22 protein-coding genes and 1 tRNA gene are annotated in these 24027 nt (G+C 69.2%); 13 read left to right on the top strand and 10 right to left on the bottom strand.

Annotation, left to right across the window (positions count from 1 at the left end):
- The first annotated feature begins 243 nt into the window (after nucleotides 1-243).
- The 4 genes from SGR02S_RS11170 to SGR02S_RS11155 are packed head-to-tail and all read left to right on the top strand — an operon-like array spanning nucleotide 244 to nucleotide 5474.
- Nucleotides 244-2427: a TonB-dependent receptor gene (locus SGR02S_RS11170; protein ID WP_067109412.1), complete on the top strand. Its 2184-nt coding sequence runs from the start codon at nucleotides 244-246 to the stop codon at nucleotides 2425-2427.
- Nucleotides 2428-2443: 16 nt separating this feature from the next.
- Nucleotides 2444-3724, top strand: a complete 1281-nt coding sequence (locus SGR02S_RS11165) for a cytochrome P450 (RefSeq protein ID WP_156483054.1) — start codon at nucleotides 2444-2446, stop codon at nucleotides 3722-3724.
- A gap of 22 nt (nucleotides 3725-3746) precedes the next feature.
- Nucleotides 3747-4319, top strand: coding sequence for a VOC family protein (locus SGR02S_RS11160; protein WP_067109407.1), 573 nt, complete (start codon nucleotides 3747-3749; stop codon nucleotides 4317-4319).
- Between the two features lie 12 nt (nucleotides 4320-4331).
- Nucleotides 4332-5474: an alpha/beta hydrolase family protein gene (locus tag SGR02S_RS11155; protein WP_067109405.1), complete on the top strand. Its 1143-nt coding sequence runs from the start codon at nucleotides 4332-4334 to the stop codon at nucleotides 5472-5474.
- 32 nt (nucleotides 5475-5506) lie between these two features.
- Here the strand turns inward: SGR02S_RS11155 and SGR02S_RS11150 are convergent.
- Nucleotides 5507-5583 (bottom strand) — tRNA-Arg (locus tag SGR02S_RS11150).
- 158 nt (nucleotides 5584-5741) lie between these two features.
- Nucleotides 5742-6506 (bottom strand): zinc-ribbon domain-containing protein, encoded by a 765-nt coding sequence (locus SGR02S_RS11145; RefSeq protein WP_067109403.1) that lies wholly within the window; start codon nucleotides 6504-6506, stop codon nucleotides 5742-5744.
- Between the two features lie 188 nt (nucleotides 6507-6694).
- Here SGR02S_RS11145 and ftsE point away from each other — a divergent pair, with 188 nt between their 5' ends.
- The 5 genes from ftsE (at nucleotide 6695) to SGR02S_RS11120 (ending at nucleotide 10088) form a co-directional block, all read left to right on the top strand.
- The gene (gene ftsE / locus SGR02S_RS11140) at nucleotides 6695-7423 is read left to right on the top strand and encodes a cell division ATP-binding protein FtsE (RefSeq protein ID WP_067109442.1); all 729 of its coding nucleotides are present in this window, start codon (nucleotides 6695-6697) and stop codon (nucleotides 7421-7423) included.
- Between the two features lie 4 nt (nucleotides 7424-7427).
- Nucleotides 7428-8336, top strand: coding sequence for a cell division protein FtsX (locus SGR02S_RS11135; RefSeq protein WP_067109400.1), 909 nt, complete (start codon nucleotides 7428-7430; stop codon nucleotides 8334-8336).
- A complete protein-coding gene (locus SGR02S_RS11130) occupies nucleotides 8333-8863 on the top strand; it encodes a YdcF family protein (protein WP_067109397.1) in 531 nt (176 codons plus the stop codon). The genes SGR02S_RS11135 and SGR02S_RS11130 overlap by 4 nt, the downstream gene beginning before the upstream one ends.
- Complete coding sequence (locus SGR02S_RS11125; RefSeq protein WP_067109394.1) at nucleotides 8860-9585, top strand: lysophospholipid acyltransferase family protein; 726 nt, start codon at nucleotides 8860-8862, stop codon at nucleotides 9583-9585. Before SGR02S_RS11130 ends, SGR02S_RS11125 begins: the two co-directional genes overlap by 4 nt.
- Nucleotides 9586-9704: 119 nt before the next feature.
- Complete coding sequence (locus tag SGR02S_RS11120; RefSeq protein ID WP_067109391.1) at nucleotides 9705-10088, top strand: hypothetical protein; 384 nt, start codon at nucleotides 9705-9707, stop codon at nucleotides 10086-10088.
- Between the two features lie 174 nt (nucleotides 10089-10262).
- On the opposite strand, the gene SGR02S_RS11115 is transcribed toward SGR02S_RS11120, so the two are convergent.
- Together SGR02S_RS11115 and hisC are read right to left on the bottom strand one after the other, a co-directional pair.
- On the bottom strand, nucleotides 10263-11171 hold the full coding sequence (locus tag SGR02S_RS11115; RefSeq protein ID WP_067109387.1) for a prephenate/arogenate dehydrogenase family protein: 909 nt from the start codon (nucleotides 11169-11171) through the stop codon (nucleotides 10263-10265).
- Between the two features lie 5 nt (nucleotides 11172-11176).
- Nucleotides 11177-12292: a histidinol-phosphate transaminase gene (gene hisC / locus SGR02S_RS11110; RefSeq protein WP_067109384.1), complete on the bottom strand. Its 1116-nt coding sequence runs from the start codon at nucleotides 12290-12292 to the stop codon at nucleotides 11177-11179.
- 79 nt (nucleotides 12293-12371) lie between these two features.
- On the opposite strand from hisC, the gene metX reads away from it, so the two are divergent.
- Together metX and metW are read left to right on the top strand one after the other, a co-directional pair.
- Nucleotides 12372-13490 carry a homoserine O-acetyltransferase MetX gene (gene metX / locus SGR02S_RS20575; RefSeq protein ID WP_067109381.1) on the top strand — a complete coding sequence of 373 codons (1119 nt, stop codon included), beginning with the start codon at nucleotides 12372-12374 and terminating at the stop codon, nucleotides 13488-13490.
- Nucleotides 13491-13492: 2 nt separating this feature from the next.
- Nucleotides 13493-14080 (top strand): methionine biosynthesis protein MetW, encoded by a 588-nt coding sequence (gene metW, locus SGR02S_RS11100; protein ID WP_067109378.1) that lies wholly within the window; start codon nucleotides 13493-13495, stop codon nucleotides 14078-14080.
- Between the two features lie 199 nt (nucleotides 14081-14279).
- Here the strand turns inward: metW and SGR02S_RS11095 are convergent, their stop codons facing one another.
- Nucleotides 14280-14738 carry an Lrp/AsnC family transcriptional regulator gene (locus tag SGR02S_RS11095; RefSeq protein ID WP_067109375.1) on the bottom strand — a complete coding sequence of 153 codons (459 nt, stop codon included), beginning with the start codon at nucleotides 14736-14738 and terminating at the stop codon, nucleotides 14280-14282.
- Nucleotides 14739-14856: 118 nt separating this feature from the next.
- Here SGR02S_RS11095 and SGR02S_RS11090 point away from each other — a divergent pair, with 118 nt between their 5' ends.
- Nucleotides 14857-15891 (top strand): PLP-dependent cysteine synthase family protein, encoded by a 1035-nt coding sequence (locus SGR02S_RS11090; RefSeq protein WP_067109372.1) that lies wholly within the window; start codon nucleotides 14857-14859, stop codon nucleotides 15889-15891.
- A gap of 148 nt (nucleotides 15892-16039) precedes the next feature.
- Complete coding sequence (locus tag SGR02S_RS11085; RefSeq protein ID WP_082797096.1) at nucleotides 16040-17800, top strand: DUF885 domain-containing protein; 1761 nt, start codon at nucleotides 16040-16042, stop codon at nucleotides 17798-17800.
- A gap of 47 nt (nucleotides 17801-17847) precedes the next feature.
- Here SGR02S_RS11085 and SGR02S_RS11080 read toward each other — a convergent pair whose 3' ends face one another.
- From SGR02S_RS11080 to SGR02S_RS11060, 5 genes are read right to left on the bottom strand one after another with little or no spacing between them, the layout of a single operon-like run.
- A complete protein-coding gene (locus tag SGR02S_RS11080; RefSeq protein ID WP_067109369.1) occupies nucleotides 17848-19302 on the bottom strand; it encodes a cobyric acid synthase in 1455 nt (484 codons plus the stop codon).
- Nucleotides 19299-20075 carry an ABC transporter ATP-binding protein gene (locus SGR02S_RS11075; RefSeq protein ID WP_067109366.1) on the bottom strand — a complete coding sequence of 259 codons (777 nt, stop codon included), beginning with the start codon at nucleotides 20073-20075 and terminating at the stop codon, nucleotides 19299-19301. The genes SGR02S_RS11080 and SGR02S_RS11075 overlap by 4 nt, the downstream gene beginning before the upstream one ends.
- Entirely contained in the window at nucleotides 20069-21067 is a 999-nt protein-coding gene (locus tag SGR02S_RS11070) for a FecCD family ABC transporter permease (RefSeq protein ID WP_067109436.1), read from the bottom strand. The genes SGR02S_RS11075 and SGR02S_RS11070 overlap by 7 nt, the downstream gene beginning before the upstream one ends.
- Before the next feature lie 2 nt (nucleotides 21068-21069).
- Nucleotides 21070-21933, bottom strand: a complete 864-nt coding sequence (locus SGR02S_RS11065) for an ABC transporter substrate-binding protein (RefSeq protein WP_255211451.1) — start codon at nucleotides 21931-21933, stop codon at nucleotides 21070-21072.
- A 16-nt stretch (nucleotides 21934-21949) separates the two neighbouring features.
- The gene (locus SGR02S_RS11060) at nucleotides 21950-23878 is read right to left on the bottom strand and encodes a TonB-dependent receptor plug domain-containing protein (RefSeq protein ID WP_255211450.1); all 1929 of its coding nucleotides are present in this window, start codon (nucleotides 23876-23878) and stop codon (nucleotides 21950-21952) included.
- Nucleotides 23879-24027 lie beyond the last annotated feature (149 nt).

Below are 24027 nucleotides of genomic sequence, written 5' to 3'. Positions count from 1 at the left end.
AAAAACTTTCACATACGTCACGGCGATCCGATTGATATGTCTCGCCAAATATGTCGGATTTCCGGCGTTTGTGCCGCTCGTCCAACGTGCGGACCACTGTAAAAAATGTCAAGCTACTTTACAATACTTAGACTTCAATCTAAGCTTCTCCCACAGGAATGCCAGAGGGGTCCGCCCCCAGGCAGTCGTGCAACGAAGGGCCGGCCCGATCGCAGGAGCCGGTTCCGAAAAGGGAGATGAGGGATGCAGGGAGTGACTGTCCGCACGGTTCGTCGTCGTGCTCTTCTGATTGCTTCGGTCGGCTCGGTCGCGCTCGGCGCGCCCGCGTTCGCGCAGCAGGCTGCCCCCGGAGCGGCGAGCAGCGACAATGTCATCGTCGTCACCGCGCAGAAGCGCGAGCAGGACATCCAGGACGTGCCGATCTCGATGTCGGTCGTCGGCGGCGAACAGCTCGCGGACATGGGCATCAAGGATTTCAACGAGCTCGATCGCTACGTCCCCAACCTCTATGTCCAGACGACGCCCGGCAACAATGCCTTCTACATTCGCGGCATCGGCTCGCAGCCCGGGAACCTCGCCTTCGAACAGACCGTCGGCCTGTTCGTCGACGGCATCTACGGCGGCCACGCGCGCCAGTTCCAGGCCCCCTTCCTCGACGTCGAGCGGATCGAGGTGCTGCGCGGGCCGCAGGGCGCGCTGGTCGGCAAGAACACCAGCGCCGGCGCGATCAGCGTCGTCAGCGCGAAGCCGACGCGCGATTTCCGTGGCCAGATCGACGCCAGCTATGAATTCGAGCTGGGCGGCGGGCGGCTGTTCGGCATGGTGTCCGGCCCGGTGTCCGACCTCGTCAGCGTCCGCCTCGCCGGCCAGTATGAAAAGTCCGACGGCTATGTCCGGAACCTGATCCAGGGCGGCAACGAGACCAAGCGCGAGGCCTGGTTCGGCCGCGCCTCGGTGCTGCTCGATTCGGGCGGGCCGGTCGATGTGCTGGTCAAGGTCGAGGGCGGCAAGGTCGACCTGACCGGCAACCCCGTCGAACGCTTCCTGACCCCCAACGACCCCGACCTCGAACGCTCGACGAGCGGCTTTCCCGGCTTCGTCGACAGGGATTACGACAACACGAAGAATTTCAACGCCTCGGCGACCGCCAATATCGAGATCGGCGACCATGTGCTGACCTCGATCACCGGCTATTCCGCCTACAGCTTCGAGAAGCGGCTCGACGCCGACTTCGGTCCCAGCCCCAGCTTCGCCTCGTCCTTTGGCGAGAATTTCGACCAGCTGTCGCAGGAAATCCGGCTTGCGTCGCCGACGAACGGCGCGCTCGAATATATCGTCGGCGGCTATTTCCACGTGAACGACTACGATCTGTTCCAGACCACGCTGATCGCGTTCGGCCCGTTCGACGGCCGCGCCGACCGCGTCTTCCGGCAGGAGAATGTCGTATGGTCGGGTTTCGGCAGCGCGACCTGGCACATCGGCGACACGCTGCGGCTGATCGGCAGCCTGCGCTACACCTATGACCGCAAGATCGCGGATCAGACGCGCGCGAACACCGGCGTCGTGCAGCCGACCTGGCTCGCCACGCCGCTGTCGGGCAAGCGGATCGAGCGCGAATGGGATCCTTCGGCCGCGATCCAGTGGGACGCCGGTCCCGATGCGATGCTCTATCTCTCCTATGGCCAGGGGTCGAAGGCGGGCGGCTTCATCGGCGCGCAGTCGACGACGACCGCGGCGCAGTTCGAGATCGAGCCCGAAAGCGCCGAAACGATCGAGGCGGGTGCCAAGGTGGCGCTGTTCGACCGCCGGCTGCGCTTCAACATCTCGGCCTATCGCACCATCTTCAAGAATCTCCAGGTCAGTTCGTTCGACGCGGTCTCGACCGCCTTCATCACGACCAATGCGGGCAAGGCGCGCAGCCAGGGCTTCGAAAGCGATTTCATCCTGGACGTGGCCGACGGCGTCTCGCTCACCGGCTCGCTCGCCTATCTCGATTCGACCTATCTCGATTTCCTCGGCGCGCCCTGTCCGTTCGACAATCCGACCTGCGTCCCGGCGAACAACAACGCCGCGGGCCGCCCATTGCCGCGCGCGCCGAAATGGAGCGGAACGCTGTTCGCCGATATCGCGCTGCCCGTCAGCGGCGCGATCGACTTCATCGCCAACGGCGGCATGACCTTCCGCAGCAACACCTATCTGGAGGAAAGCTACAACCCCGACGCGGTCCAGCGCAGCTTCGCCAAGCTCGACCTGCGCCTCGGCGTCCGCTCGTCGGACAAGGCGTGGGAACTGGCGCTGGTCGGAAAGAATCTGACCAACAAGCTGACCGGCTCGCACGCCTTCAACACGCCGCTGGCGGCGGGGATCATTTCCAAGTTCATCAATCCGCCGCGGACGATCGCCGTCCAGGCGAAACTCAACTTCTGACGCGGCGGGGGCGGACGTGACGGTCGCGGCGGCTCCATCGCCGGCTCCTTCGGCAGACGCGGCGGTGGGGGCGACCGGGCGCTTCGACCTGGTCGATCCCGACTGCTTCCGCGCCGGCCACCCGCATGCCGCATACGATGCGTTGCGGCGGCAGGGGCCCGTCGTGCCGGTCGAAGGCGCCGACGGCGAGCGGCTGTGGCTCGCCACCGATCACGAGGCGATCCGGGCGATCAGCGCCGACAGCGCGCATTTCAGCACCGCGCGCGGCTTTCGCGTCCACACCGCGCACCGCGCGTCGATGGACCCGGAAATCGGCAAGGTGCTCAGCCGCTTCATGCTGTCGATGGACGAGCCGGAGCATGCGCCGTTCCGCCGGCTGGTCACGCCCTTCTTCATGCCGTCGGGCATCGCCGCGGTCGAACCGCTCGTGCGGCAGGGCGTCGACCGGCTGATGGCCGGACTCGCCGGCCGCGACCGGGTGGAGTTCGTCGAAGAGATCGGCGCGCGGGTGCCGATCAGCACGATCTGCGCGATCATCGGCGTGCCGCCCGAGGACGAATGGCGCGTCTTCGAATTCACCAACGCGGTCTTCGGCACCGACGATCCCGAACTCGCGCCGTCGAAGGCGGTGGCGAACGAGCGCTACCTCGCCATCTTCGACTATGGCTGGTCACTGCTCGAAAGCCGCCGCCGCGAACCGCGCGACGATGTGATCAGCTGCATCGCGCACGCGACGCTGCCCGACGGACGGCCGCTCAGCCGCACCGAGCAGGTCAGCTATTTCTCCAACCTGATCGCCGCGGGCAACGAAACGACGCGCAGTTCGCTGTCGGGCGCGATCTGGCTGCTCGCGAACCATCCCGACCAGCGGCGCGCGCTGGTCGACGACCCCGCGCTGATCCCGCGCGCGGTGCAGGAGATCCTGCGCCGCTTCAGTCCCGTCATCCACATGGCGCGGACCGCGACGCGGGACGTCGAGGTCGGACCGGCGCAGGTCGCGGCGGGCGAGCGCGTCGCGATGCTCTATGGCGCGGCCAATCACGATCCCGCGCTGTTCGCCGATCCCTATGCGCTCGACATCGGCCGCGCCAACGCCAACCGGCACATCGCCTTCGGCTATGGCATCCACCACTGCCTCGGCTCGCGGCTTGCGATGCTCCAGCTCTCGCTGATCCTCGAGGCGTTGCTGCGCCGCTTTCCCCGCTACGAGGTCGTGTCGGACCCCACCTATATCCGTTCCAATTTCGTCCTCGCCATGAAGCGGCTGGACATATCGCTGTCGCCGGGCGGCCGCTGACGGCATCGCGCAAGGAGGCCCTATGACATCCATCGAACCCAGGCCGATCGTCGGCGTCCACCACGCCGCCTTTCGCTGCCGCGATGCCGAACAGACGATCTGGTTCTACCGCGACGTGCTGGGGCTCGCCGATCCGACCGGCATCATCGTCGAGGAGGTGCCCGGCAGCGGCGCCGACGATCCCTATCTGCATGTCTTCTTCCGCATGCGGAACGGCGAACATATCGCCTTCTTCGACGCCCCCGGATCGGCCGACCCGGCGTGGTTCGCGCGCAAGGACAGCTTCGACATGCACTGGGCGTTCGAGGTCGGGGGCGAGGACGACCTGATCGCGATGCGCGACCGCATCCGCGCCCACGGCGTCACCGCGCACGGACCGATCGACCATCATTTCGTCCGCTCCATCTACATGTACGACCCCAACGGCATCCAGATCGAGCTGACGTACCGCACCGCCGATCACGACCGCATCCTCGACGAGGAGCAGCGCAACTTCGGGCAGACGCTCGCCCGGTGGAGCGAGCGCACGCGCGCGGCGAAGGAAGCGAAATTCGGCGCCGAGGCGCTCGACCGCCGCAGCCGCGGCGACGCGTGAGGGGGAACCGGCATGAAATATGAACGCATTCCCTATCTGGTCGTCTTCGACGAGGTCAGCGCCTTCAAGGACACTTATGGCGGGCAGATCGGCAAGGTCGCGATCGAGGCGCATCTGCTGAGGCCCGAGGTGCCGTCGGACAGCGTCGTCATCTTCTCGCACCCGATCGGCGGCGGCGCCTGGCTGCCGCTGGTCAGCACGCTGGCGAAGCGCGGCGTCCACACCATCTATTGCAACACCCGCTATCGCGGCAACGACACGGCGCTGATCATGGAACGCGCGGTCATGGATTTCGCCGCCTGCATCCGCGATGCGAAGGAACGGCTGGGCTACAGCAAGGTCTATCTCGGCGGCTGGTCGGGGGGCGGCGCGCTGTCGATGTTCTACCAGGCCGAGGCGCAGGACCCGCGCGTCACGCACACGCCCGCGGGCGATCCCTACGACCTGACCGCAGCGAAGTTCATTCCCGCCGACGGCGTGCTGCTGCTCGCCGCGCATCTGTCGCGCAACCTGACGCTTACCGAATGGCTCGATCCGTCGATCACCGACGAGACGCGGCCCTTCGACCGCGATGCCCGGCTCGACCTCTATGCCGCGGATGGACCCAGGCCGCCTTATTCGGCGGCGTTCGTCGCCGAATATCGCGCGGCACAGATCGCGCGCAACCGGCGCATCACGGCGTGGGCGAAACAGGAACTGGCGGCGCTGAAGGTGGCGGGGCTCGCCGATCACGAACGCTGCTTCACCGTGCAGGGGACGATGGCCGACCCGCGCTTCCTCGACCCGACGCTCGACCCCAGCGACCGCAGGCCGAACTGGTGCATGCTGGGCGACCCGAAGGTCGTCAACGACGGCCCGGTCGGCCTTGCCCGCTTCACCACGCTGCGCAGCTGGCTGTCGCAATGGGCCTATGACGAATCCAACGCCGACGGCCTCAAATGCGCCGCGCGCATCGCCTGCCCGATGCTGGTGATCGAGAACAGCGCCGACGACGCCTGCACGCCCAGCCACGCGGCGCGGCTGATGGACGCCGCGGTCCATTGCACCAAGGACCATCACGTGATCGATGGCGCCAACCATTATTATTTCGGGCAGCCCGAACTGGCACAGCAGGCCGCCGACATCGTCCACGACTGGATTGCGGCGCAGCGGTGAAGGCCGATATTCCGGGATGGCTTTTAGCGGTGTGGCGCACCCGACAGGATTCGAACCTGTGACCTCTGCCTTCGGAGGGCAGCGCTCTATCCAGCTGAGCTACGGGTGCCGGTAGAGCGCGGCCTCTAGCAAGAGCGTGACGTGCCAGCAATGGTCTATCGACCGTTGTGCGGCATTGGGCGAAACAACCCGCGATGGCCGTCCGCCGACTATCCCGCCCGCGTCTGCGCTGGTGACGTCATGGCATCGCGGCGGCTGGCGGCGCGGTCAGCCTTTCGGCAGCGACCAGCTGACGGTGAGCTGTGTAGCGCGGCGCGGAATGTCGAGCTTGGCTTCGGAGAAATTGACCTTCTCGTTGGGCGGCAGCGTGCGCACGGGCGGCTTGATCGTCCAGCTGTAGACGATCGTTCCCTGCGCGTCGCGCAGTTCGGCGAGGATCGGGGGCACCGTCTGCGCGCGGTCGGTCGGGTTGATGATCGTGCCGCTCGCCGCGAAATAGATGGTGCCGTCGGCAAGCTCGCGATGATCCTGATTGGGCGGCAGTTCGATGACCAGATCGGGCTCGGCGGCGGTGCCCGGCAGGCCGAGCCCCTGCGCCCAGCCCGGCAGGCCGAACATGTAGAGGCCGGCGGTCGCGCCGATCATCAGCACCGCGGCCGCCGCGGCGACCAGCGTCCAGCGCTTCGCGGGATTGCGGCGCGGACGGCGGAAAGGCAGCGGCTCCTCGGCCGGGGGCGCGGCGGGGCGCGGAGGCGCCTCTGCGGCGAAAGCCTGCGGCGGGGGCGGCGCCGGATCGGCGGCTTGTTCGGCCGGTGGCGCGGCGGGGACGCCGGCGGCAGCCTGGGCTGGCGGCGCGGAGGGACCGTCGGCGGGCGGCGGCACGACGATCGCTTCGGACTGTGCGGCGGCCGCCGACGGTTCCTGGAACCAGCTATGGCGGCAGTTGGCGCATCGCACGGTGCGGCCGTTCGGTCCGATCGCCGTATCGGGAACGACGTAGCGCGTGTGGCACGAAGGGCAGGCGAGGATCATGGCCCCTCTAAACACGCTGAGTCGCGCGCTGGCAAGCGCCGCGTGGCGGGCCGCGCGCCGCCGGGGCCGCAAACGGCACCGCTAAGCGCTTTACGTCGCGGGGAAGGCATGCAACAGGCAGCGGATGAGCGCCGAGGCTCCCTTCTTCCGCAACCCGGCGGGGCGCGATGCCGCGCGCCGGTGACGCCATGACGGACGCTGCGCCCCCGCGCCCCGGCGGCGCGATGGTCGAGTTCAGCGGGGTCGGGCTGCGCTACGGTCCCGACGCCGAAATCCTGTCCGACATCAGCTTCAATCTCCAGCCCGGCAGCTTCTATTTCCTCACCGGCGCGTCGGGTGCGGGAAAGACGTCGCTGCTCCGCATGCTCTATCTGGCGCAGCGGCCGAGCCGCGGCATCGTGCGGCTGTTCGGCGAGGATCTGGTGGCGATGCCGCGCCATCGCCTGCCCGGTTTCCGCCGCCGCATCGGCGTCGTCTTCCAGGATTTCCGGCTGATCCCGCACCTGAGCGCGCGCGACAATATCGCGCTGCCGCTGCGCATCGCGGGGGTGAGCGAGGAGGATCTGGCGGGCCCGGTCGGCGAGATGCTGAGCTGGATCGGGCTCAGCGCGCGCGCCGACGCCTTTCCGCCGACGCTGTCGGGCGGCGAGCAGCAGCGCGTCGCGATCGCGCGCGCGGTGATCGCGCGGCCGCAGCTGCTCGTCGCCGACGAGCCGACCGGCAACGTCGACCCGGACATGGCGATGCGCCTGCTGGGGCTGTTCGAGGCGCTCAACCGGCTGGGCACCACCGTCGTCGTCGCGACGCACGACATCCACCTGATCAGCCGCATCGACAACGCCCAGATGATGCGGCTCGAAAAGGGACGGCTGTCCGACCCCACCGGCGCGCTGCGCTATCCGCCCAATCGCGCGTGACGTCATGATCATCCCGCGCGTTCCCGTCCAGCACCGCCGCCTGCTTCCCGACCGCCGCCTGACGGGGCCCACCCCGTGGGTGATCGCGATCCTGATGATGCTGACCTTGCTCGCCGCCGCCGCCGGGATCGGGCTGGCGCGATCGGCGAACGCGATCGGCGACGCGATCGCCGGGCGGGTGACGGTGCAGATCGTCACGGCGAACCCCGTGGCGCGCGCCGCACAGGCCGCGGCGCTGCGGCGCCGTGCCGCGGGCGAGCCCTATGTCCGCGCGGCGCGCGCGGTCGAACAGGACGAACTGCTCGCGACGCTCGGGCAATGGTTCGGCAGCGAGGGGGGCGACGACCCGGTGCTGAAGTCGCTGCCGCTTCCCGCGCTCGTCGACATCGACTTCGTCGGCGGCGGCGACCGCGCCGGCCAGATGGCGCGGCTGCGCGCGCTGGTCAGCGCCGAGGCGCCGGGCGCGCGCATCATCCCGCACGCCGAATGGCTGGGCCCCGTCGCGCGGCTGATCCGCTCGCTCGCCTGGGTGGCCGGCGGGCTCGTCCTGCTGATGATCGCCGCGAGCGCCGCGGTGGTGATCATGACGGCACGCGCCGCGCTCGGCACCCATTATGCGACGATCGAGATGCTGCACCTGATCGGCGCGACCGACCGCCAGATCGCGCGGCTGTTCCAGCGCCGGATCGCGATCGACACCGCCTATGGCATCGCGCTCGGCAGCGCGGTCGCGGCGGCGATCCTGCTGCTGATCGGCTGGCAATGGTCGGGCGTCACCGCCGGCCTCGCCGCGACCGCCTCGCTCGGCCCGGCGGGCTGGGCGCTCTTGCTGGCGCTGCCCCTATTGGCTATCGCGCTAGCCGCTCTGACGGCGCGCCAGACGCTGCTCGCCGCGCTCAAGAAGATATTATGATCAAGCGCCTGATATCGCTCCTGTTCCTGGCCTGGGTGCTCGGCTTCGCCTGGTTCGCGCTGCTGCCGCCGATGCCTGCGCCGCCGCAGAAGACCGACGCGATCGTCGTGCTCACCGGCGGCCCCGGGCGCATCGACCGCGCGCTCGACCTGCTCGAGGCGGGACAGGCGAAGCGCGTCCTGATCAGCGGCGTCGCGCGCGAGGTCAAGCCGAAGGAACTGGCGGCCGAATACCGGCGGCCGCAGGCGCTGTTCGACTGCTGCATCGCGCTGGGGTTCGAGGCGGAGGACACGCGCTCGAACGCGACCGAGGTCGCCAGCTGGGTTGCGCGGCGCAACTATCGCAGCATCCGGCTGGTGACGACCGACTGGCACATGCGCCGCGCCCGCTACGAACTCGGTCGCGCGCTCGGCGACAAGGTGACGATCCTGCCCGACGCGGTGCGCAGCCAGCCGAGCTTTTCGACGCTGTTCCGCGAATATCACAAATTTCTGGCCGGGCTCGCGGGCGGCCTGCTCGGCCTGTGAGATACGCGCTCGCCCTTGTCCGGTCGATCCTGTTCTGGATCGCCTTCGTGATCATGAGCAGCATCTGCTCGATCGGCGCGGTCGTCGCGCTTCCCGTCTCGCACCATGCGACGCGCTGGTTCGTGCGGCTGTGGGCGCAGTTCCACCGCCTGATCTGCCGCTTCATCCTCGGCCACCGCGTCGTGGTCGAGGGCGCGATGCCCGACACGCCGGTCCTCTATGTCTTCAAGCATGAAAGCGCGTTCGAGACGATCGAACAGCCGATGCTGTTCCGCTGGCCCGCGGTGTTCGCGAAGGAGGAACTGTTCTCGATCCCCGTCTGGGGGCAGGCGGCGCGCTTCTATGGCCTGATCCCGGTCGACCGCGACGGCGGCGGCAAGGCGATGCGCGCGATGCTCGCCGCGGCGAAGGCGGCGCTGGCCAACGGCCGGCCGCTGGTGCTGTTCGCCGAGGGAACGCGCGTGCCGCACGGCCAGGCACCGTCGCTGCGCGCGGGATTCGCGGGCATGTACCGGATGCTGGGCGTGCCGGTGATCCCGGTCGCGGTGAACAGCGGCGTCGCCTATCCGCCGCGCCGCTGGGTCAAATGGTCGGGCACGATTACCTACCGGATCGGCGAGACGATTCCCGCCGGCCTGCCGCGCGACGAGGCGGAGGACCGCGTCTGGCGCGCGATCAACGCGCTCAATCCGCCCGCGGCGCTGGAAACGGCATCGGAATAATTGTCGCCATAGGTAGCGTGGACAAATTCGGGCGACTGCAAGCGACCGAACTCAGTCGTTCAGCAACGAGCTGGTACAGTCTATTTGCGGACACTCCCTAGCGGTGCCATGGTGACTGCATGAACACCCGGCTCACTCTGATTAACATGATGAAGCGAGTGCTAGCCGACGGCAACATCACTAACAGTGAGCTACTCGCTGCCGCGCCCGATCCTAAAGACCTAGCTGAGCTAGAGCGTGTGGCATGGCAAAGGCTCAGCCATTGGGCAGACGATGACGACATCCGTGCAAAAGACAAAGTTTATGTCGACATGCAGCGGCGAAACATCGCCGAAGCACTCGCGGATCTGGAAGGGCTCGAAGCGGACCACGATCCGAGTGAGATTAACCGTGACGAACATCAAGCGACGCATGTTTCTTTGGGATGCATCGTGGCCACGGTAGCACTAATTGCGACCTTCTATGCGATGTTCGCACAAGGCTTTTTCATGCGTGGTGACTGACTAACGGCGGCTAGGTCTGTAAACCGTTGCAGAGCTGTCAGACCGCTTCCCACCCCAAACCTGCCAGAATGCACAATCGGAATTTGTCCACATACTCTAACGAAAGCCAGGGCCGATCGAGATGGAGCGCAAGGCCGATAGCGGCTCCGGCTTTCACCGGGGCGACTATGGCGTTCAGTGCTTCCGCCCGAAATCGGGGGCGGGATCGTCCTGTCCTTCGGCGATGATCGAGCGGCGGATCGCGCGGGTGCGGGTGAACCACGCCTCCAGCTTGTCGCCGTCGCCGCGGCGGATCGCCTGCTGGAGCACGGTCAGATCCTCGTTGAAGCGCTGGAGCGTCGCCAGCACCGCGTCGCGGTTGGCGAGGAAAACGTCCCGCCACATCACCGGGTCGCTCGCGGCGATGCGCGTGAAGTCGCGAAAGCCGCCGGCCGAATATTTGATCACCTCGCTCTCGGTCACCTCTTCGAGCTCGCTGGCGGTGCCGACGATCGTATAGGCGATCAGGTGCGGCAGGTGGCTCGTCACCGCGAGCACCAGATCGTGATGCGCGGCGTCCATCGTCTCGATCCGCGCGCCGAGCGCCTGCCAGAAGCCGGTGAGCGCCGCGACCGCGTCCGCGGGGGCGTCGGCGGCCGGGGTGACGATGCACCAGCGCCCCTCGAACAGCGTCGCGAAGCCCGCCGCCGGGCCGCTGTTCTCGGTCCCCGCGACCGGGTGCGCGGGGATGACGAGATGATCGGGCAGCGCCGCGCGCAGCGCCGCGCCGACGCCGCTTTTCGACGACCCGACATCGGATATGATCGCGTCGGGCTTCAGCCCCGGCGCGCAGGCGCGCGCCGCTTCGGCCATCCGCCCCACCGGCACCGCGAGGATGACGAGGTCGGCGCCCGCCACCGCGTCGGCCGGATCGTCGGCGATCCGGTGGCACAGGCCCAGCGCGCGTGCCTCGGCGCGCACCCCGGCGCTGGCGTCGTGGCCGGTCACCGTCACGTCGGGCAGCTGCGCCACGACCGCGCGCGCGATCGACGAGCCGATCAGCCCGAGCCCGACGACCGTCACCGTCCCGATGGTGCGCGCCACGCGGTTCAGCCTTCGAGCGCGGCGCGGATCGCCGCCGCGAGCCCGCGCGTCTCGTCCTCGGTGCCGATCGTCATCCGCAATGCGTGCGGCAGGCCCTGTCCGGGCAGCCAGCGCACGATATAGCCCGCCTCCATCAGCCGCTGGTACATCGCCTCCGCGGTGACGTCGCCTTCGAACAGCACCAGCAGGAAATTGGTCGCCGACGGCACCACGCGGACGCCGCGGTTGCCGAAACCGTCGAGTTCCCGCGCCAGCCATGTGCGCCAGTGGGCGTTGTGGGTACGGCTGGCGGTGACGAAATCCTCGTCGCCCAGCGCCGCGATCGCCGCCGCCTGTCCGCAGCGCGTGACGTTGAACGGCAGGCGGATGCGGTGCAGCGCCGCGATCACCTCGTCGCTGGCATAGCCCCAGCCGATGCGTTCGGCGGCCAGGCCGTGGATCTTAGAAAAGGTCCGCGTGACGAACACGTTGGGGGCGCTCTTCGCCAGCTCCAGCCCGCCGTCGTCCTGCTGCGGGTCGAGATATTCGGCATAGGCCTGGTCGATGACGAGCAGCACATCGCGCGGCAGCCCCGCGTGCAGCCGCGCGACCTCTTCGCGCGTCGCGAGCGTGCCGGTCGGGTTGTTGGGGTTGGCGAGATAGACGACGCGCGTCCGCTCGGTCACGCGGGCGAGCAGCGCGTCGACGTCGGTCGCATAGTCGCGGTCGTCGGCCTCGACCGGCGTCGCGCCGACCCGCCGCGCCGCGATCTCGTAGACCGCGAAGCCATAGCGGACATAGAGGATCTCGTCGCCCGGCCCGGCATATGCGCCCGCGGCGAGGTGGAGCAGGTCGTCGGACCCGGTGCCATAGATGACGCGCGCCGGGTCGAGCCCGAACTTCGCCGCGATCGCCTCGCGCAGCGCCGCGGCGCCGGGGTCGGGGTAGCGCGACAGCGCGTCGGCGTCGGTGGCGGCGGCGCGAAAGGCGGCCCGCGCCTTTTCGCCGGTGCCCAGCGGATTTTCGTTGGCGCTGAGCTTGACCAGCGGACGCCCGTCGGCCCCCGCCGACTTGCCGGGGACATAGGGCGCGATGCCGCTGATCCACGGCTTGGGGGTTAGGGGAGCGGTCGTGTCGGTCATGCCGCGCGGTTTAGCGCCTGCGCGCCCCGAGTCCAGCACGTTGACAGCCTTCGTGCGCGCGCCTAGCCCCGCGCAAGCCATGGCGAGCCTTCTCCACCAGTTCCGGCATCAGGATGTGACGATCGACCGGCCGCTGCCGCTCGACAGCGGGCAGCAGCTTGCGTCGGTGACGATCGCCTACCAGAGCTATGGTACGCTCAACGCCGATCGGTCGAACGCGGTGCTCGTCTGCCATGCGCTGACCGGCGACCAATATGTCGCGTGCGACCATCCGACGACCGGCAAGCCCGGCTGGTGGGCGCGCATGGTCGGGCCGGGCAAGCCGATCGACACCGACCGCTATTTCGTCCTCTGCGCGAACGTGCTGGGAAGCTGCATGGGGACGAGCGGACCGGCGACCGTCGATCCGGCGACGGGCGCGCCCTTCGGCATGGGTTTTCCGGTGATCACGATCGCCGACATGGTGCGCGCGCAGGCGATGCTGCTCGACCATCTGGGCATCGCGCGGCTGCACGCGGTCGTCGGCGGATCGATGGGCGGGATGCAGGCGCTCGCCTGGGCTTCGGCCTATCCCGAACGGCTCGTCTCGGCGATCGTCATCGCCAGCGCGGCGCGTCATTCGGCGCAAAACATCGCCTTCCACGAAGTCGGCCGCCAGGCGATCATGGCCGATCCCGACTGGCAGGGCGGCCAATATTATGCAGCGCACGCCCCGACCAAGGGGCTCGCGGTAGCGCGCATGGCCGCGCACATCACCTATCTGTCGGAAGCCGGGCTGACCGAGAAGTTCGGCCGGCGCCTGCAGGCGCGCGATGCGAAAAGCTTCGGCTTCGACGCCGATTTCCAGGTCGAATCCTATCTGCGCTATCAGGGGCTGGCCTTCACCGACCGCTTCGACGCCAACGCCTATCTCTACATCACGCGCGCGATGGATTATTTCGACCTCGCCGAAGCGCATGGCGGGCGGCTCGCCGCGGCCTTCGCCGGCGCGGGCGACGTGCGGTTCACGCTGGTCAGTTTCGACACCGACTGGCTCTATCCGACCGCCGAATCGCGGCGCATCGTCCAGGCGCTGCAAAGCGTCGGCGCGGCGGCGAGCTTCGTCGAGCTGTCGGCGCCTTTCGGCCACGACAGCTTCCTGCTCGACGTGCCCGCGCTCGACCGCCTCGTCGCCGGCGCGCTGCGGAACGGCGGCTGACGATGGCGCTGCGCCCCGACCTCGCCATCATCGCTGACGCGGTGCCGGCGGGAACGCGCGTGCTCGACGTCGGCTGCGGCGACGGCACGCTGATCGCGGCGCTGCGCGACAAGGGCGTCGACGCGCGCGGGCTGGAGATCGACCCCGCCAACGTCACCGCGGCGATCGCGCGCGGCCAGTCGGTGGTGCAGGGCGACGCGAACCACGACCTCGGCGAATATCCGGCGGGCGCCTTCGATTATGCGATCCTGTCGCAGACCTTGCAGACGACCGAGCGCCCCGACCGGGTGATCGAGGAGCTGCTGCGCATCGCGCCGCACGCCTTCGTGAGCTTTCCCAATTTCGCACACTGGCGCATCCGGCTCGCGCTGCTGTGGAACGGGCGGATGCCGGTGACGCGGCTGCTGCCCGTCGCGTGGTATGAGACGCCGAACATCCACCATCTGACGGTCAGCGATTTCCGCGAGCTGCTGCGCGAGCGCGGCATCGTCGTCGAGCGTGCCTGGTATCTGTCGGGCGACCGGCCGACGAGCGCCGCCGCGGCGAGCTGGCGCGCCGAGCACGCGATCTTCCTGATCTCGCGCGGCTGAAGCGGCGCGCTCCCGAGTGCGCCCGATGGCCTGCCCGTTCCCCGGCGAAAGCCGGGGTCCAGATGGCATGGCGCTATTCCGCGTGGGCCCCGGCTTTCGCCGGGGAATGGTTCCTTGTCAAAAGGGGGGGCAATTGCCACCCGAGTTCCGGGCGACAACGCCAGAAATGGCGCTGGGCAAAGCGGAATCCCTGCCATGCCTATACCGGCAGGGCGCGCTCGTTCTTTAGCGTTTCCATGGCGAAACTCGCGCTCACGTCGCTGAGCGCGACCTTGGCGATCAGCTTTTTGTAGACCCGATCATAATCCTCCATGCCAGCGACGTGCAGCTTGAGCAGATAGTCGGTGTCGCCCGCCATGCGATAGATTTCGACGATTTCCGGGTGCGCCGACGCGGCCTCGCGAAAGCGCGACAGCCAGGCGACGCTGTGATCGCCGGTCTTGATCGCGACGAACACCGTCAGCCCCAGACCGACCGCCTGCGGATCGAGCAGCGCGATCCGCCGCGTGATGACGCCCTCGGCCTCGAGCCGCTTGACGCGCCGCCACACGCTGTTCGTCGATAGCTGCACCGCCGCGCCGAGCTGCTCGAGCGAAAGCGAGGCATCCGCCTGTAATTTGCGAAGCAGGCGGCGATCTGTCTCATCGAGTTCGACCATATGGGGATTTATAGGAATATTTTCCCGGATATGCCAGAATAATCGGGGGATTCTGCGATGATTTCATCGCGCCCGCTTTGCTAGGCCCGTCCTGTCGAAATCTGGAGGACGCCGCCATATGAATGCTGTCACCGCCCTTCGCTCACCGACGGCCGCCACCGGTTTCGGGCTCGATGCGTTGATCGGCAACACGCCGCTGATCCGGCTCGACCTTACGGTCGCGGGGCGCGCCTGCCGCATCTTCGCCAAGGCCGAGTTCCACAGCCTGACGGGATCGACGAAGGACCGGATGGCGGCATCGGTCATCCTGCGCGCGCGCGAACGCGGCGAACTGGCGCCCGGTCAGGAAATCGTCGAGATGACCAGCGGCAACGCCGGCATCGCGCTGGCGGCGATCGGCACCAGCCTTGGGCACAGGGTGACGATCTTCATGCCCGACTGGATGAGCGAGGAACGGCGCGGCCTGCTGCGCTCCTTCGGCGCCAACCTGCGGCTGGTGAGCCGCGACGAGGGGGGCTTTTGCGGCGCGCTGGACCTGAGCGAAGCCTATGCGGCGGAGCGCGGGGCGTTCCTGACGCGGCAGTTCGCCAATGCCGACAATGTCCGCGCGCATCGCGACGGCACCGGGACCGAACTGCTGCGCCAGCTCGCCGCGCTCGGGCTGCGGCCCGATGCCTTTGCGGCCGGGGTCGGGACCGGCGGCACCGTCATGGGGGTTGCCGAATGCTTCGCGGCCGCGGGGATCGCCGCGTCGGTCCACCCGGTCGAGCCGCTCGAATCGCCGACGCTGTCGACCGGGCACAAGGTCGGCCATCACCGCATCCAGGGCATTTCGGACGAGTTCATCCCGCCGATCGTGCGGCTCGACCGGCTCGCGCGGCCGGTGGCGATTTCCGACAGCTGCGCGATCCGCATGGCGCAGCGGCTGGGGAGCGAGCTTGGCATGGGGGTCGGCATCTCGAGCGGCGCCAACCTGCTCGCCGCGATCGAGGTCGCGCGCGATCTGGACGAGACGGCGGTGGTCGCGACGGTCTTTTGCGACAACAGCCTGCGCTATCTGTCGACCGACCTCGCGCGCGCGGAGCCGGCACGGCCGGGCTCGATCGTCGGCGACGTCCGCTTCGACCATGTGTCGATGATCCGGGCTTGCTGAGGCGCGAAGCAAGCGGGCGCCCGCTTTTCTTCCCGCAAATTTATGCGCTTGTGGGACAAGATCGCACGTCGATATAGTCCGCCGCGGACGATGCCATGGCGCGGCACCATCGCCGACGGCGCGTCCGGCAACGCGGGAGAGAGTTTCGATGAGCTACGGTCGCCCTGGAGTCCTGTTTCTGGCGCTCGCGGCGCCGCTCGTTGCGCAGGCGCAGGCGCCGGCCCCGAACAGCGCCGACCAGCAGCTTCGCGCGCTCTATGAGGCCGAATGGGCGTGGCGTGGTACCGAGCTGGGCCATTGGCGCGGCGATGACGAGACCGGGCCGCTCGACCATTTCCCCAGGGTGGATGCCGCGAGCCAGCAGGCGCGCGTTGCGCATTGGGCGGATATTCTGAAGGCGCTCGACCGGATTCCGGTCGACCGGCTGTCGCCCGAGGAACGGATCAACGCCGCGGTGTTCCGCACCAGCCTGGAGGCGTTCGTCGCCAACGGGCGGTTCCGCACCTGGGAGATGCCGTTCAACGCCGACAGCCAGTTCTGGTCGGGCATCGCGGCGCGCACCCCCTATCGGACCGAGGCGCAATATCGGCGCTACCTCGCCCGCCTTTCCGACCTGCCGCGCTATTTCGACGAGCAGATCGTCAACATGCGCGCGGGGCTGAAGCGCGGCTTCAGCGTGCCCGGGGTGACGCTGGCGGGGCGCGACAAGTCGATCGAGGCGCATATGGTCGCCGACCCCGAAAACAATCCCTTCTGGGGGGCGTTCGCCGACCTGCCGGCCGCGATTCCGGCGAGCGAGAAGGCCGCGATCCAGGCCGAGGCGAGGCAGATCATCGCGCAGAAGATCGTTCCCGCCTATGCGAAGCTGCTCGCATTCTATCGCAACGAATATCTGCCGCAGGCGCGCAAGACGCTGGCGGCCGAGGCGATGCCCGACGGCAAGGCCTTCTATCAGGCGCAGATCCGCGAATATACGACGACCGACCTCACCCCGGAGCAGATCCACCGCATCGGCCTCGAAGAAGTGGCGCGCATCACCGCCGACATGGAGAAGACCCGGGAAGCCGCCGGGTTCAAGGGTGACCTCAAGGCGTTCATCCATTTCCTGCGCACCGATCCGCAATTCTATGCGCGGACGCCCGACGAGCTGATGGGCGTGTCCGCCTATACCGCCAAGCGGATGGACGGGCTGCTCCGCACCACCATCGGCTTCCTGCCGCGCTACCGCTTCACCATCCGGCCGGTGCCCGACGCGATCGCGCCCTTCTTCACCGCGGGTCGCGGCGGGCGCGAGGCGTGCCTGATGAACACCTATGACCTGCCGTCGCGCCCGCTGTACCAGATTCCGGCGCTGACGCTTCACGAATGCGTCCCCGGGCACAGCCTGCAGGGAGCGATCGCGATGGAGGCGCCCGTTCCCGACCGGCCCGAGTTCCGCAAGCAGACCTATTTTTCGGGCTATGGCGAGGGGTGGGGGCTCTACACCGAATGGCTGGGCAGCAAGATCGGCATCTATCGCACGCCCTATGAGGAGTTCGGCCGCCAGTCCTACGAAATCTGGCGCGCCTGCCGTCTCGTCATCGACACCGGCATCCACCATTATGGCTGGACGCGCGATCAGGCGATCGCCTACCTCGCCGATCACAGCGCGCTGTCGCGGCACGAGGTGGAGACCGAGGTCGACCGCTATATCAGCTGGCCGGGACAGGCGCTCGCCTACAAGCTGGGCGAACTGGCCATCCGCCGCCAGCGCGCGAAGGCCGAGGCGGCGCTGGGTCCCGCCTTCGACCAGCGCTGGTTCCACGACAAGCTGCTGAGCCTCGGGTCGGTGCCGCTCGACGTGTTCGAGCAGGAAATGGAGCGCTGGACCGCCGAGGGCGGCAAGAACCCCTTCCCCGGCGCGGTCTGATCGCGCCGGCTGGACGAAGCCGGGCAACTGACCCCAACCGCGGTCCGTCAGCTGGCCGCGAGGCGGAGCAGGCCGTCGATGTCGATATGGTCCGACAGCGTTTCGGCGATCGCGTCGAGCGCGGCATCGACGTCGGCGCCATGGTCGTGCGCGCGGGCCGCGACCCCGATATGGGCGAGCAGCGCGCGGCGGAGCGCCGGCGGGGCGAACAGGCCGTGGAGATAAGTTCCCATCACCGTTCCGCCCCGGTCGATCGCGCCGTCGGCGCCGCCTCCGTCGAGCATCGCGAAGGGCGCCGCGGTGCCGGGGCCGCGCGTCTCCCCCATGTGCATCTCATACCCCTCGACCGGGACGCCCAGCGCTTCGCCGCGGACGCGGCGCAGGACCTTCACGGGGGAGAGGGTGGTCGTCACGTCGAGCAGGCCGAGCCCGTCGACCTCCGACGGCACCCCCTCGATGCCGTGCGGATCGGCGATGCGGCGGCCGAGCATCTGATAGCCGCCGCACAGGCCGACGATCAGGCCGCCGCGCCGATGATGCGCGCGGATGTCGATGTCCCAGCCTTCGGCGCGCAACGCCGCGAGGTCGGCGATCGTCGCCTTCGATCCGGGCAGGACGACGATCGCGGCCTCGGCGGGGATCGGGCGCCCGGGCGGCACCATGACGAGCTCGATGCCGGGTTCGAGCCGAAACGGGTCGAGGTCGTCGAAATTGGCGATGCGCGGCAGGATCGGGCAGGCGACGATCCGGCGGCCGCTGTCGGGCATGGAGCGCCGGTCGAGGATCACCGCATCTTCGCTCGGCAGGCGGGCGACGGCGGGCAGCCAGGGAATGATGCCGAAACCGCGCCACCCGGTCCGCGCCTCGACCGCGCGATAGCCGTCCGCGAACAGCGCGGGGTCGCCGCGAAACTTGTTGACCAGGAAGCCGCGGATCATCGCGGCGTCGGCGGGGTCGATCACCGCGCGCGTGCCGACCAGCGATGCGATCACGCCGCCGCGGTCGATGTCGCCGACCAGCACCACCGGCACCCCCGCCGCCCGGGCGAAGCCCATGTTGGCGATGTCGCCGGCGCGCAGATTGATCTCGGCGGGCGACCCCGCGCCCTCGACGAGCAGGAGATCGCATTCGGCGCGCAGCCGGTCGTGGCTCTGCATCACATCGGCCAGCAGCGCGCCGCGTGCTTTGCGGAAATTGTTGCTGCCCAGCGTGCCGCGCACCCGGCCGTGGACGATCAGCTGCGAACTGCGGTCGGCCTGCGGCTTCAGCAGCACCGGGTTCATGTCGCTGTGCGGCTCGACGCGGCAGGCGAGCGCCTGAAGCGCCTGCGCGCGGCCGATCTCTCCGCCGTCGGCCGTCACCGCGGCGTTGTTCGACATGTTCTGCGGCTTGAAGGGGCGGACGCGCAGGCCGCGGTTGGTCCAGGCGCGGCACAGCCCGGCGACGAGCACCGACTTGCCGACGTCCGACCCCGTGCCTTGCAGCATCAGCGCGCCGCTCATCCGCGGCTGCGCCCCAGCGCGGTGATCGTCGGCCAGGCGCCGCCAAGGTCGACCTCGGCCTCTATGCCATAGACCGCGCGCAGATTCGCGCGCGTCAGCACCGCGGCGGGCGGACCGTCGGCAACGATCGCGCCCTTGTCGATCAGCAGCAGCCGGTCGCAATAGCGCGCCGCCATGGTCAGGTCGTGGAGTACCGCGATGACGAGGCCGCCGCCGTGCGCTTCGCCGCGCAGCAGGTCCATGACGTCGATCTGGTGGCCGGGATCGAGGCTGGCGAGCGGCTCGTCGGCGACCAGCATCGGCGCTTCGACCGCCAGCGCGCGGGCCAGAAGGATGCGCGCGCGCTCGCCGCCCGACACATGGGTCGCGTCGCGGTCCCGCAGGTCGAGCACCCCGGCGCGCGTCATCGCGCGCTCGATCGCGGCGAGGTCGGCGGCGCCCGGGCGCGACATCGGGCCGAGGTGCGGCAGGCGGCCGAGCCCGACGAGCCGCTCGACGGTCAGCGGCCAGTGGAGCGTCTGGCCCTGCGGCAGATAGGCGGCGCATCGCGCGAGCGTCGCGCGCGGCGTCGCGGCGACGTCGGCGCCGTCGATGCGGATGCGCCCCGTGCTCGGCACCAGCGCGAGCAGTGCGCGCGCCAGCGTCGACTTGCCCGCGCCATTGGGGCCGACGATGCCGGTGAGCGTGCCGCCGGCCAGCGTCGCGCTGACGTCGCGCACGACGGGTCGCCGCCCGAGGCGGACATCGACATGATCGAGCGTCAGCGTCACCACAGCCGGCGCTCGCGCATCAGGTGGAACAGGAAGACGGGCACGCCCAGAAAGGCGGTCACGACGCCCAGCTTGAGCTCGCTGGTCGTATCGATCAGCCGCACCGCCAGGTCGGCGAGCGTCAGCAGCGCCGCGCCGCCGATCGCCGAGGGCAGCAGGATCGCCGACGGGCTGCGGTCGGTCAGCGGGCGGATCAGATGCGGGACGATCAGCCCGACGAAGCCGATCGCGCCGGACACCGCGACCGCGCCGCCGACCCCGATCGCGGTGCCGAGCAGCAGGCGCAGGCGCGTGCGGGCCAGGTCGACGCCGAGCGCCTGCGCGCCGTCCTCGCCCAGCGTCAGCGCGTCGAGCGCGCGCCCGTTCCATAGCAGCAGCGCCATCCCGGCGCCGATGCACGGCAGCGCCGCCCATAAATGGCCGAACGAACGATTTTCGAGGCTGCCCATCAGCCAGGTCATGATCTCCATCGCCGCGAAGGGGTTGGGCGACAGATTGAGCGCGAGGCTGATGCCCGCCCCCGCGAGCGTGCCGACGGCGATGCCGGCGAGGATCAGCGTCAGCGGGCTTTCGGAGCGGCCCGCGAGCGCGAAGAGCAGCGCGAGCGACAGCAGCGCACCGGCGATCGACAGCAGCGGCAGCGCCGCCGGGTGAAGATTGGCGAGCCCGAAATAGAGCGCGGCGACCGCGCCGAGCGCCGCGGCGTTCGAGGTGCCGAGCACCGACGGCTCGGCGAGGGGATTGCGCAGATAGCCTTGCAGCGCTGCCCCCGCGAGGCCGAGCATGGCGCCGACCGCGAGCCCGACCAGCAGGCGCGGCAGGCGCAGGTCGAAGAGGATGACGGTCGCGACATGATCGCCGCGGCCGGATGCGGCGGCAAACAGGCGGGCGAGCGGCAGGTCGACGGTGCCGAAGCACAGCGAAGCTGCCGCCGCGCCGCATGCGAGCGCGAGCAGCGCCAGCGTCAGCCGCCGGGGCGATCGGGCGTCGCGCATCGTCATCGGCGCGCGCCGTCGTGGCGCTGGATCTGCCCGGCAAGGCGGTGCACGGCCGCCCCATAAGCGGGGCCGCCGCAAACGGTCCACGCCTCCGGCACGCTGAGCCGCGGAATGCCCCGCAGCGCGGGGTGATGCAGCATCTCGCTGCCCTGATCGGTGATGGTGTCGCTCGCGCTTTCGACGATCAGGAAATCGGGGTTCGCCGCCACCATCTCCTCGAGGCTCAGCTGCGACAGCGGCGGCTTGCCCAGCTTTGCGGCAAGATTGACCAGCCCGACGCGCCCCATCATCTCGTCGATCAGCGTCCCCGTCCCGGTCATGTAGCCGCGCCGCTGGTAATAGGCGGCGATCCGGCCGCGTCCCGGGCGGGGCACGTCGGCGAGGTCGCGCTCCATCCGCGCGATCAGCGCTTCGCCGCGCGCCGGATCGCCGAGCGCGGTCGCGGTCAGGCGGATCGTCCGGCGGATGACGTCGAAGCTGTTGGCGGTCGGCAGGTCGAGCGTCCGAAAGCTGCCGTGCGGCAGCGCCGCGACCGCCGCGCTGCCGCTGGCGGGCATGCCGACGATCAGGTCGGGCGCCGCGACCAGTATCTGTTCGGCGGCGTTGCGGATCAGCGGCAGCCCGCGCGCCGCCGCGGCGGCCGCGGACATGCCGGGATCGGTCGCGTTGCGCGTCAGCCCGGCGATCCGGTCGCGGTCGGCAAGCGCGAGCAGCAGCTGGTCGGCGCACAGGTTGAGCGACACGACGCGCTGCGGCGCGGCCGGTGGCGTCGTCGGCGCCGCGCGGCCGCCCTGCTGCGCCCACAGTGCGCCGCCGCCGGCGAGCAGCAGCGCGAGCGCGGGCAGGGCGGCGTGCGGGGTCAAGCGGGTTCCTCTTCCCTCAGAAGCGCAGGCGGACGCCGCCATAGGCGGCCCGGCCCGGCGTCGCGATGCTGAAAACCTCCTCATAGTCGACCCCGAGCAGATTCTCGACGCGCCCGAAGACCGAGATGGCGTCGGTCACCCGATAATCGGCACCAAGGTTGACGAGCACATAGTCCCTCATCGCGACCACGACCGGGACATAGCTGGGGTCGATATAGGCGAGGTCGGTCGTGCGGCCGTTGTAGCGCAGCGTCAGCGTCCCCGCAAAGCGCTGGTCGCTGCTCGACACGGTGGCGTTGAAGCTGGCGATATGCTTTGGCCGCCGCACTTCGGGCGCGCCGTTCTCGCGCGCCTTGATCCAGCTGTAGGCGAGGTCGAAGCGAAGCTGCGGCAGCGGCCGCGCGCTGGCGAAGGCCTCGATGCCGTGCTGCTTGCTCGTCGTCGCGCGGTTCGCCGGAGTCGCGGTGAAGTCGGGCGCGGGATAGTCGGTGAAAATCTCGCCCTTCAGCGTCGAATCGAACCAGGTCGCCCCGATCGTCGCCCAGTCGTCGGCGCCGAAGCTCTGCTCGATCCCCGCTTCCCAGCCCTCGGACTTTTCGGGTTTCAGGTCGGGGTTGCCGATGTAGCGGCCGTCGATATAGCCGAACAGCTCGAAATAGCCCGGATTCTTGACCCCGGTGCCATAGGCGCCGCGGATGCGCGTGCCGGTCGGAAGGCGATAGCTGCCCTGGACGCGCCAGGTCGTCGCATCGTCGAAGCGGTTGTTGTCGTCGTGGCGCAGCGACGCGCCGAGCGAGAGCGCGCCCGCGGTCAGCTCATATTGGGCGACCAGCCCCAGATTGTCGGTGTGGCGCTTTCCCTGAAAGGCGCCCGGCGTCAGCGTGCGGAACGCCTCGCGCTCGACATCGACCGCACCGGTCAGCCGGTGGGCGATCGCATCGGTTCCGAAGCGGATGCTCGAGGTCAGCGATCCCTTGTAGCGCTGTCCCTTGCTGCCATAGTCCAGCCCGAAGGGGGAGCGGCCGTGGCGCGCGGTGTCGGAAAGCTGCCCCGACAGGCTGGTCACCCAGCGCCCGTCGAGCGCGGTCAGTTCGGCCGCCAGCAGGGCATGGAAGGATTCGGTCTCGACATGGACGCCGGGGCTGTCGACGATATAGCCGAAGCGCGGGCTCGTCGTGTCATATTCGCTGTCGTTGTTGTCGGCGTCGCTGAAGCCATAGCGCAGCACGGCGTTCAGCCGGAAGGCGTCGCTCGGCGTCCAGCCCAGCTTCGCGCTCGCGCCGACCGTCTGCATCCCGACGTCGCGCACCCCGCCGCGCGCGGTCGGATAGCCGTTCGCGCCGTAATAGGTGCCGGTGATCGCATAGTCGAAGCTGTCCGATGCGCCCGCGGCGCGGGCGCTGCCGGCGACGGTGCCGAACGACCCGCCCTCGATCCGGGCGCTCAGGCCCGGCGCCTCGCGTCCCGACAGGGTGATGTAATGGATCACGCCGCCGATCGCGTCGGAGCCATAGAGCGACGATTGCTGGCCGCGCAGCACCTCGATCCGCGCGGCGGGGTCGGCGAGCAGACCGCCGAAATCGAACTGGCCCTGATAGGGGTCGGCGACCTCGATGCCGTCGACCAGGACGAGGACGTGATTGGCTTCGCTGCCGCGGATGCGGATATCGGTCATGCCGCCGAGGCCGCCGGTGCGGCTGACCGCGACGCCGGGCACGTCGCGCAGCACGTCGGAAACGATGCGCGTCTGGCGCTGTTCGAGCGCTTCGCTGTCGATCGCCGTGACCGAGGCGCCGAGCTGGTCCGCCCGGACCCCTTCGCCCGAACGCGAGGCGGTGACGATGATCGCGTCGCCGGGGCGCGGGTCGGCGGCGGCATCGCCGGTCTGGGCCAGCGCCGGCGACGTCGCCGCCAGCGCCACGATGGAAAGGCCGTATTTCAACATGGGAGTCCCCCATGCGCCGAGAGCGAAGGCGGGGACCTGCCGAGCCGCGTGCGCGATCGACCGGCGCACGGGCGGCGGGCTGGCGCAAGGCGCCCGCATTTCGTGCCCCGAAGCGGCCCCGGCCGCTGGGTCGTCGCTCGACGGAGTTC

The organism is Sphingopyxis granuli NBRC 100800, assembly GCF_001591045.1.
Lineage (GTDB): Bacteria > Pseudomonadota > Alphaproteobacteria > Sphingomonadales > Sphingomonadaceae > Sphingopyxis > Sphingopyxis granuli.
This window is presented reverse-complemented; position numbering and strand designations above follow the sequence as displayed.

Bases quoted from the DNA above. Each gene is read 5' to 3' on its own strand.
- SGR02S_RS11160 (WP_067109407.1), top strand. From the start codon at position 3,747: ATGACATCCATCGAACCCAGGCCGATCGTCGGCGTCCACCACGCCGCC.
- ftsE (WP_067109442.1), top strand. From the start codon at position 6,695: ATGACGGACGCTGCGCCCCCGCGCCCCGGCGGCGCGATGGTCGAGTTC.
- SGR02S_RS11135 (WP_067109400.1), top strand. From the start codon at position 7,428: ATGATCATCCCGCGCGTTCCCGTCCAGCACCGCCGCCTGCTTCCCGAC.
- SGR02S_RS11090 (WP_067109372.1), top strand. From the start codon at position 14,857: ATGAATGCTGTCACCGCCCTTCGCTCACCGACGGCCGCCACCGGTTTC.
- SGR02S_RS11085 (WP_082797096.1), top strand. From the start codon at position 16,040: ATGAGCTACGGTCGCCCTGGAGTCCTGTTTCTGGCGCTCGCGGCGCCG.
- SGR02S_RS11155 (WP_067109405.1), top strand. From the start codon at position 4,332: ATGAAATATGAACGCATTCCCTATCTGGTCGTCTTCGACGAGGTCAGC.
- hisC (WP_067109384.1), bottom strand. From the start codon at position 12,292: ATGACCGACACGACCGCTCCCCTAACCCCCAAGCCGTGGATCAGCGGC.
- SGR02S_RS11170 (WP_067109412.1), top strand. From the start codon at position 244: ATGCAGGGAGTGACTGTCCGCACGGTTCGTCGTCGTGCTCTTCTGATT.
- SGR02S_RS11060 (WP_255211450.1), bottom strand. From the start codon at position 23,878: ATGTTGAAATACGGCCTTTCCATCGTGGCGCTGGCGGCGACGTCGCCG.
- SGR02S_RS11130 (WP_067109397.1), top strand. From the start codon at position 8,333: ATGATCAAGCGCCTGATATCGCTCCTGTTCCTGGCCTGGGTGCTCGGC.
- SGR02S_RS11120 (WP_067109391.1), top strand. From the start codon at position 9,705: ATGAACACCCGGCTCACTCTGATTAACATGATGAAGCGAGTGCTAGCC.
- SGR02S_RS11080 (WP_067109369.1), bottom strand. From the start codon at position 19,302: ATGAGCGGCGCGCTGATGCTGCAAGGCACGGGGTCGGACGTCGGCAAG.
- metX (WP_067109381.1), top strand. From the start codon at position 12,372: ATGGCGAGCCTTCTCCACCAGTTCCGGCATCAGGATGTGACGATCGAC.
- SGR02S_RS11095 (WP_067109375.1), bottom strand. From the start codon at position 14,738: ATGGTCGAACTCGATGAGACAGATCGCCGCCTGCTTCGCAAATTACAG.
- SGR02S_RS11145 (WP_067109403.1), bottom strand. From the start codon at position 6,506: ATGATCCTCGCCTGCCCTTCGTGCCACACGCGCTACGTCGTTCCCGAT.
- SGR02S_RS11070 (WP_067109436.1), bottom strand. From the start codon at position 21,067: ATGCGCGACGCCCGATCGCCCCGGCGGCTGACGCTGGCGCTGCTCGCG.
- metW (WP_067109378.1), top strand. From the start codon at position 13,493: ATGGCGCTGCGCCCCGACCTCGCCATCATCGCTGACGCGGTGCCGGCG.